Genomic DNA, 8537 nt, shown 5'->3' with positions numbered 1-8537 from the left:
TCGTCGCAACCCGCTTTTAAGAACTGCTGTAATTCTTGAGAGTTTCCATTCAAGAACCGTTCTTAGCCTTACAGTGTTTATCGCACTGGTGATTGGTAAAATCACACGATATTTAGGCCTCTTTGGCATTCTTTGGTTAATAATAACAACAATTTTGTTTAATTAAATCAAATAACTAATTAGTAAATATTTCTTTACCAATATCCATTAATTAAAAAATTGATCTCTTATTGTCTCGAAAATTCATAAACCTCAATAACAAAATAACAAAATCTATAAATAAATTAATTAAAATCATGTGAAAAGAAAAAGCCAAAGGCCACTCATATTTTACATCTAAACGATTTTGAACTAAATATTCTACTGCAGCAAAATTTCTAGCTAATTCTAAAGAGCCAATCAAAATACTAATAATAGAAATTATAAATCCTAAAAAACTATTTCGCATAAAAAAATTTATATTCACAAAAAACATTAAACATACAGATAACATGATTAGAAAAATTTTTAATTTAAAATTAACTTTTACAAAACCTAAAGAATACAACAAATTCATAAATACAAATACAAAACAAACACATACTAAAGCAAACATAAAAATAGGTAATACATTTGAATAAATAATATTTATTGCATCACAAAAACTACCTACAAATATTCCTTGACATAAGGCATATAAAATAGAAACTGTTCTCAAATTGGTGATATGTTTAGACAAACAACTATACAAAACCAAAAAAAAACCTATAACAGACATGGATACTATAGAAGCAAAAGCCAATTGCAACTGATTATTTAATGAAAAAATAGATAAAAAACGAAAATAAAATATACCGGCAAACAAACTAACCATAAGTAAAAATAAAGTTTTAATAGCAATTCCTAATCTAGTAGAATAATCTACTATAAAATAACTATTTTTCATTTGGGATTTAGAAGAATTAATAACGTTGGTTAAAATAAAATTTTTATCTCGCTTAATCATCTTAATAAAATATTAAAAACCCTTTCTATTTATTTTTTATTAAATTACATCGATGAAAAAAATAAATTTTTTTAAATATAATAAAAATTGAAAACGAATCAAATTAAGAATTCTTATTTATTTTTTAACAATCACTTTAATAAAGATATCTTAATTATAAATAAATATTTAAATTTTTCATAATTTATTGTATATATTATTAAAATTAAAAAAAATTTAATTAATTCAAAAATTATTTTTAATAATTAATAATATAAATAATTTTATCAAAAAATCTTTCTAATTCAAAAAAATTACCTATGAAACAAATAATTTATTTTATTTTTTCTTTGTTTTATTAGTGATGTTTAAATAAAAAAAAATTTAAAATTTATTTTTATCTTTTAATAATTTTATCTTTTATATATGGATAAATGTTATATTATATTTTGATAAATTATTTGCATTTAACCATATCAAGATTTATATTTACTAATTTTTAGTATCAAATATTATTCTAGAAATTAAATAATTTATATTTTTCATCATCTTGACTAAAACAAAAATTACTTTAATAGAAATAACCTTTTTGTGAATGATGAGATTCCAGATTTATTAATTGATAAACTATCCAATACCAAATATATATTGGATAAAATTGGGACTGTTCACCTATAAAGTAAGTTTGCGAGACAGGTTAGTTTATCACATCTACTTATTTTTTAAACTTTTTTTCGACTTATTCTTAAAATCATTCAGTGGCGATATCTTCTTGACTAACTACTTCGTCGTAACCCGCTTTTAATATAACTACTGTAATTCCTGATGGCTTCCTTCAAAAACCGTTTTTAACCTTACAGTGTTTATCGCGCTGGTGATTAGTAAAATCATAGGATAATTTATAGACTTTTTGACGACTTTGTTTTAAACTAAACATTTTTTTTAAAAGGGAAATAATCAATTTTTAATGCTTTCCATTCATTTTCTTTAGGCAAACGTTGATATAAACTTTCCTCTAATTGTTGTCCGCTCTCGACATTAACATAACAAGTAAGTCTAAAATTTTTATCAACATCTTCATAAATGATATTAGTATTACCTTTTGAATCTATATCATGAGCATAACCTAAAAACTTAAATTCAATATCAATTCCATTTACTTTTCTAGTCAAAAAAGGTGATTCTTCATTAACTTTATTAAATGTTTTTGGAGTTTTATCTAAAGATAACTCAGGTTCATTAAGCTTTGTTTGAGGCGTATCAATGTTTTTTGATAAATATGATTCATTCCACGATTTATTTAATAAATTTTTTTTAGCGTAATATAATTTAGATAAAAAACTAATAATAGAAATTACAGTAAAAAATAAAAAAATAATTAATAAAATCATTATAAAACCAGAAAAATTATTTATTTTTTTAGTTTTTAAAATCATTTTTTAACCTCTTATCTCTTGACAATATATTTAATTTAAAAATAAAAAATAAAAATAATTATTGTTTTCCACTCAATATTATTGTACAAATAAGATGTTTGAATTAGAACATGAAATTTTTTTAAGAATATTTGAAAAAATAATTTCTGTTTCTGAATAATTATAAATAAAAGTTACCGTTTAGTAATTTTATAATAAATTTATAATAAAAAGAAATTAAATTAATTTAAAATAATTTTTTTCAAAATATTACATAAAAATTATAAATTTTAGAACAACTAAATTATACCATATTTATAATCTAATAATTTTAAAAATACCTTTAAAAATAAAAAAATTTTCCAAAAAATCAAAAAATAATTTTTTAATTTAAGATAAAAAAATATTATTTATAGATAGTATTTTAATGAAATGAATATTTTTATAAAAATCATAATTATTAAAAAGAATAAATTTGACATTAAAATAAATATATGTTAAAATTAATGCAAAAAAAAATTTTATAGTTTTCATTTTTATAATAACAACTATAATCAAATGAACGGATACTTTAATATTGTTGAAGAAATTTTAAATTTCAAAAAAATACAAATTTTAATAAAATAAAATCAAAATATTTTAAAATCGATTTTAATTTTCATGAATATAAAATTCACAAGTAAAAACAAAATTTAAAATATACAAAAATTTAACTTAAAATATAATAACAAATTTGAATAAAAATGAAAAAAAATTCTAACAAAATTTAGAAAGGTTTATTAAATTTAAAAAAAATTAAATTTAGATCTAGATTAAAAATGAAAAATTTTTTACCTAAAAATAATTATATTTGGTTTATATTTATGTTTTTATTAACTATAATTACCAATTATATTGTTTTTTACTCAATTTCAGTTTATTCTCAAGAAAATAAAAATATAGATAAAAAAATAATTATTACTTCTACAACTAATTTATTAGATGATTTAGTTAATCATTTAATAGGAAATATAGATGAAAAAGAAAATCCACAAGATAAAAAATATCAAAAAATTGAAAATATAAAAACTTATGTTTTAATGGAAGCCGGGGTAGATCCTCATAATTATAAAATAAAACAATCCGACAGAATAGCTATAAAAAAAGCTGATTTAATTATAACTAACGGATTGCATTTAGAATCTAAAATGACAGACTCCTTTTCTTTAATAGCCCCTACATCTAATATATGGTCTGCTGATCAAGCTATTAAAAATGATCAATTAATTATAGATGAAATAACAGGTCAAAAAGATCCTCATATTTGGTTCAGTATCGATTTATGGCAACAAGTGTTAAAAAATCTAAAAGAACAGTTGCAATTTAAATTATTCGAATCACAAGATCTAAAATCGCTAGAAAATAATTTTAATTTATATATGGAACAATTAAATTATTTAAAAAAAATTACTAGAAAAAAATTTGAAAATAAAGAAATTATACTCATTACAGCTCATGATGCTTTTTCATACTTAGCTAAAGAAAATAAATTTAAAGGATTATACTCTATACAAGGAATATCCACACAGACCGAAACCTCTCCTCGTGATATCGAAAAAATAGCTGAAATTATAATAAAACACGAAGTAAAAGCTATCTTTATAGAATCATCGGTTCCACACAACTATCTCGATAGTTTAATAGAAGCAGTAAAAAATCATAAACCTAATTTTAAAATAAAAATTAGTGATCAAGAATTATATTCGGATTCGTTAGGCACTAAAGAAGATCCAAATTATAAACAATTGCCAGAAACAAATCAATATTTTAAAATGTCTAGTTATATAGGAGCTTTTTTACATAATATTGATATTATTAGCAAGGAGTTAACATAAAAAAATGCAAAAACCAGAAATAGCAATTCAAATAAAAGATTTAACTGTTTCTTACCAATATCAAAAGCCTGTTCTGTGGGATATAGATTTAGACATTACAAAAGGATCTTTTACTGCTATATTAGGTCCTAACGGAGCTGGTAAATCCACTTTAATTAAAACTTTAATAGAATTAATTCCAAAAATCTCAGGAGAAATTTTATTTTTTGGAAAACCATATAAACATCTACAAAAAAAAATAGTTTATGTACCACAAAGAAATGAAGCTTACTGGAATTTTCCTACAACAGTTCTAGATATAGTTTTAATGGGAAGATATGGACATTTAGGATGGTTTAAAAGACCAACTGAAAAAGATAAAAATATTGCCATACAAGCTTTAAAAGAAGTAGATATGTTATCTTTTCAAAAATGTCAAATTTCAGAATTATCAGGCGGACAACAACAAAGAGTTTTTTTAGCCAGATCGTTAGCGCAACAAGGAGAAATTTATCTATTAGATGAACCTCTACAAGGAATCGATATACAAACAGAAAAAAAAATTATTTCCATTTTACAAAACTTACAAAAAGAAGGAAAAACAATTATTGCAATACATCATGATTTGACTACAGTTGAACAATATTTCGATCATATTGTTTTACTTAATTTATATAAAATAGCGAGCGGTACAACTATAAAATGTTTTACGTCGGATAATATAAATAAAACTTTTCGAAATATTTCGAAAGGACGGAAAATAACAAAAATATTATGAATATTACAGAATTCTGGAACTATACCAATATCAAACTTTTAACAGGTACTTCTTTATTAGGTTGCGCTTCAGGAATTATAGGTATTATTATGATTTTTCGTAAACAATGTTTACTAGGCGATACTATTGCTCATACTATTTTGCCCGGTATTGTAATAATGTACTTATTAACTCAAAAAACAAACGAATGGGTTTTATGGGTAGGCGCCTTTATATCTTCGATAATAGCTATAGGGTTAATAGAATTAATAAAAAAATATTCTATTCTTCCAATAGATGCAATTTTATCACTAATTTTATCATCTTTATTCGGATTAGGAAATATTTTAATATCTATAGCCCAAAAAATATCTGCAAATAATAAAATTGCTGTTTTAGAAAAATTCATATTAGGGCAAATAGCTCTTATTTCTTATAATAATATCATTTATATAACAATAGTTACTGTTATTACTGGAATAATTATTATTTTTTTATGGAAAGAATTTAAAATATTTATCTTCGATTCAACCTTTACTCGCAGTATTGGTTTTAATATTAAATTAATAAATTTTATTTTAAATATGTTGTTAATTAGTATTATTATAATTAGTTTGAAATTAATGGGGGTTATTTTAACTAGTTCTTTTATAACTTTACCTGGAATAATTTCTTTACAATTTAGTAACAAACTTCATATAACCGCTATCTTATCAGCTATAATAACTGCTATTGTTAGCTTAATAGGTATTTTTATTAGTTACCAAATACCGCATATGCCTACAGGACCCATTATTATCATAATTACTGATATTTTAATCATAGCTACATTATTATTAGCGCCCAAAAGAAGTTTAATTACAAAATATATCAAACAAAAAAAATATCTAAAAAATCTTAAAAAATTCAAATCATTAATTAATATTTATTTAAAAAATAAATGTAGCGAAGATATTAATTTAGAAAAATTTTTATTTCAACAAAAATATCTTATTTGTATAAATAAAAAAATTATAATCACTTCTAAAGGTAAAAGAATCATTCAAAAATTAATCAATAAGGAATTTTAACAAATGATAATACAATTTTTAAATAAAATAGCTACAAAAATTGAATGGGATGTATTTTTAATCTTAACTATAACTTCATTAGCTTTAGCTAGTTTAGGTATTTTTTTAGTATTAAAAAAAATGACTATGACAGTGGATGCTATTAGTCATACAGTATTGTTAGGTATCGTTTTAGCTTTTTTAATAACTGGAAATTTAAATTCACCATTATTAATTATAGGAGCTATTTCAACTGGTTTAATTACCGTTATTTTAATAGAAATACTAAAAAAAAATGCTCAAATTTCATCAGACGGAGCTATTAACATAATTTTAACTTTTTTATTTTCTATAGCTATTATCATAATTAATAATTACACACGTAATGTGCATATAGATACAGATGCAGTATTTCTGGGAAATGTAGAATTAATTAATTTAAAACAAATATATAAAATATTACCGATTTTAATCATTAACCTAATTTATATTTTTTTATTTTTTAAAGAAATTAAAATTTTTATTTTTGATCCATGCTTATGTTCATTATTAGGATTTTCTACAATAATTATTAATTACTTATTAATGACTTTAGTTTCTTTAACAGTAGTTGTTTGTTTTGATATCGTTGGTTCTATTATGGTAATATCTTGTATGATAGGACCAGCTATGACCGCTATTCTTTTAACATCTAATTTATTGTCTGGATTTTTATTATCTTTATGGATCAGTTTAATAAATACTTATTTGGGATACTTTTCAGGAATATTATGGGATATACCTATAGCTAGTGCAATAGCCATTGTTAATTTAATACATTTCTTATTGGTTTTAATTTTTGAAAAAAGAAAAGGTATAATAACAACAATTATACAAAATCACAAACAGAAAAAAAATTTTTTAATGTTAAATTTATTAATTCATTTAGAAAATCATCAAAACCAACCATTTAAAAAACAATTAACCATTATACAAGAAGATTTAAAATGGAATAATAAAATTTTTAAAAAATGTATAGAACAAGCTTTTAAAAATAACTATATTATTTATAATAAGACTAATCAAATAACAATTAGCCCTTTAGGAAAAAATTTTATCCAATCCCAACAACAAGATAATAATTTTCTTTACTTTAAAATTAAAAAATGTTAAAATTAAATTGTCCCATAGATAAAAATAATACTGAAGAATGAAAATTAAAAAGGGAGGCTATTTTTTTGTTAAAAATAATAAAAAATAGTATTTTATTCTTCTCAGTTAGTTTAGCTTGTATATTAACCATTTTCACTATAAACAATGCTAAAATGTCTATAAAAGCTTTTGATACTGGTCAATATTTCGACCAAGTTTCACAATCAGCTAATGATAAAAGAGAAAAAATTTTATCTTACATTCAATATCTTGTATTAAAAGATGTTGATCAAAAATTTAAAACTCAAGTTCCACTTAAAAAAGCAATAGAATACTTCTTTGATTACATATTTCAAGATTTTTTTGCAATCCAAGAATGGGATCCTTCTGATGTAGATTTCTCTAAATTAGCTAATTTTGAGTGCGATAAATATTTACCAAATGATTATTACGACGCAGCATTGCCTAATGAAATAAAATTGTATTATTTTACACCTTTATTAAAATTAATAAATGAACACGTAAGTACTACATATGCAGATCAAGTTACAAAATTCCTTTCAATAGATTACTTAACAGCAAAAATGACACAAGTTATTGAAAATTTAAGAAGCGAACAAACTCCTACTAAATAATTTAAAAATTAATAAACTATTTATAGCCTTAAAAGCTATAAATAGTTTTTTTTATTTTATATCAAATAAATTAATATATAATATAATTTCAACTACCCGATACATTTAACAAACCAACATGTACACTAGAACTGCCGAAACCAGATATTTGAAATTTAAAGTCATTAGCAATATCTTGGATATTGTTTAATAAATCAAAAAAATTACCGGAAATAACAACCATATTAAAAGGATTGTTTATAAAACCATTTTTAATACAAAAACCTGAAGCTTGCAAACTAAAAGATCCACTTATCTCATCTATACCTGCATGACAACCTACTATAGAATTAACATAAATACCATCTTTAACATCATATAATAACTCAGGTAAATTTTTATCCCCAGATTTTAAATAACAATTACTCATAGAAATAGAAATACGAATAGATTATTGGCGTTTCTTTGATAGGATTTATCTTTCTATCAAATATTACCAACAGCCCCCGTCCAAACGGTGCGAGCAAGTTTCCAAGCACACCGCTTTCCATAATTTATCCCTTTTCGGGTTTAACTTCGTGTCACCACTGGTTAAATGTTTATTCTTGACCTTTTATTCTTTTCAAATATTCTATAAGCCTTTTGGATGATTCTATCTTGAATAGTAAGAATTCCAAGTAGTCTAGTTTTATCTTTTCCTTTCGGAATATGAACTCTTTTAACCAGTTTCGGGTTATATTGGTTGTGAACATAT

General features: G+C 22.4%; 9 protein-coding genes. 5 read left to right on the top strand and 4 right to left on the bottom strand.

The window, feature by feature from the left end:
• Nucleotides 1–211 precede the first annotated feature (211 nt).
• On the bottom strand, nt 212–985 hold the full coding sequence (locus OC705_RS01970) for a Bax inhibitor-1/YccA family membrane protein (protein WP_304512597.1): 774 nt from the start codon (nt 983–985) through the stop codon (nt 212–214).
• Nucleotides 986–1893: 908 nt separating this feature from the next.
• A complete protein-coding gene (locus tag OC705_RS01965; protein ID WP_304514049.1) occupies nt 1894–2400 on the bottom strand; it encodes a hypothetical protein in 507 nt (168 codons plus the stop codon).
• 797 nt (nt 2401–3197) lie between these two features.
• Here OC705_RS01965 and OC705_RS01960 point away from each other — a divergent pair.
• The 5 genes from OC705_RS01960 to OC705_RS01940 all read left to right on the top strand — a co-directional run bounded on the left by OC705_RS01960 (nt 3198) and on the right by OC705_RS01940 (nt 7804).
• Nucleotides 3198–4253: a metal ABC transporter solute-binding protein, Zn/Mn family gene (locus OC705_RS01960; RefSeq protein ID WP_304512595.1), complete on the top strand. Its 1056-nt coding sequence runs from the start codon at nt 3198–3200 to the stop codon at nt 4251–4253.
• Nucleotides 4254–4257: 4 nt separating this feature from the next.
• Complete coding sequence (locus OC705_RS01955; RefSeq protein WP_304512594.1) at nt 4258–5010, top strand: metal ABC transporter ATP-binding protein; 753 nt, start codon at nt 4258–4260, stop codon at nt 5008–5010.
• Nucleotides 5007–6059 (top strand): metal ABC transporter permease, encoded by a 1053-nt coding sequence (locus OC705_RS01950; RefSeq protein ID WP_304512593.1) that lies wholly within the window; start codon nt 5007–5009, stop codon nt 6057–6059. The genes OC705_RS01955 and OC705_RS01950 overlap by 4 nt, the downstream gene beginning before the upstream one ends.
• A 3-nt stretch (nt 6060–6062) precedes the next feature.
• Nucleotides 6063–7190, top strand: a complete 1128-nt coding sequence (locus OC705_RS01945) for a metal ABC transporter permease (protein ID WP_304512592.1) — start codon at nt 6063–6065, stop codon at nt 7188–7190.
• Between the two features lie 65 nt (nt 7191–7255).
• A complete protein-coding gene (locus OC705_RS01940; protein ID WP_304512591.1) occupies nt 7256–7804 on the top strand; it encodes a hypothetical protein in 549 nt (182 codons plus the stop codon).
• An 88-nt stretch (nt 7805–7892) separates the two neighbouring features.
• Here OC705_RS01940 and OC705_RS01935 read toward each other — a convergent pair whose 3' ends face one another.
• Together OC705_RS01935 and OC705_RS01930 are read right to left on the bottom strand one after the other, a co-directional pair.
• On the bottom strand, nt 7893–8213 hold the full coding sequence (locus OC705_RS01935; RefSeq protein ID WP_304512590.1) for a metallopeptidase TldD-related protein: 321 nt from the start codon (nt 8211–8213) through the stop codon (nt 7893–7895).
• Complete coding sequence (locus OC705_RS01930) at nt 8206–8334, bottom strand: hypothetical protein (protein ID WP_304512589.1); 129 nt, start codon at nt 8332–8334, stop codon at nt 8206–8208. The genes OC705_RS01935 and OC705_RS01930 overlap by 8 nt, the downstream gene beginning before the upstream one ends.
• Between the last annotated feature and the right edge of the window lie 203 nt (nt 8335–8537).

This window comes from Candidatus Phytoplasma fabacearum, assembly GCF_030586805.1.
Lineage (GTDB): Bacteria > Bacillota_I > Bacilli_A > Acholeplasmatales > Acholeplasmataceae > Phytoplasma > Phytoplasma fabacearum.
The sequence above is the reverse complement of the archived record's forward strand: the minus strand, read 5'-3'. Positions and strand labels throughout refer to the sequence as shown.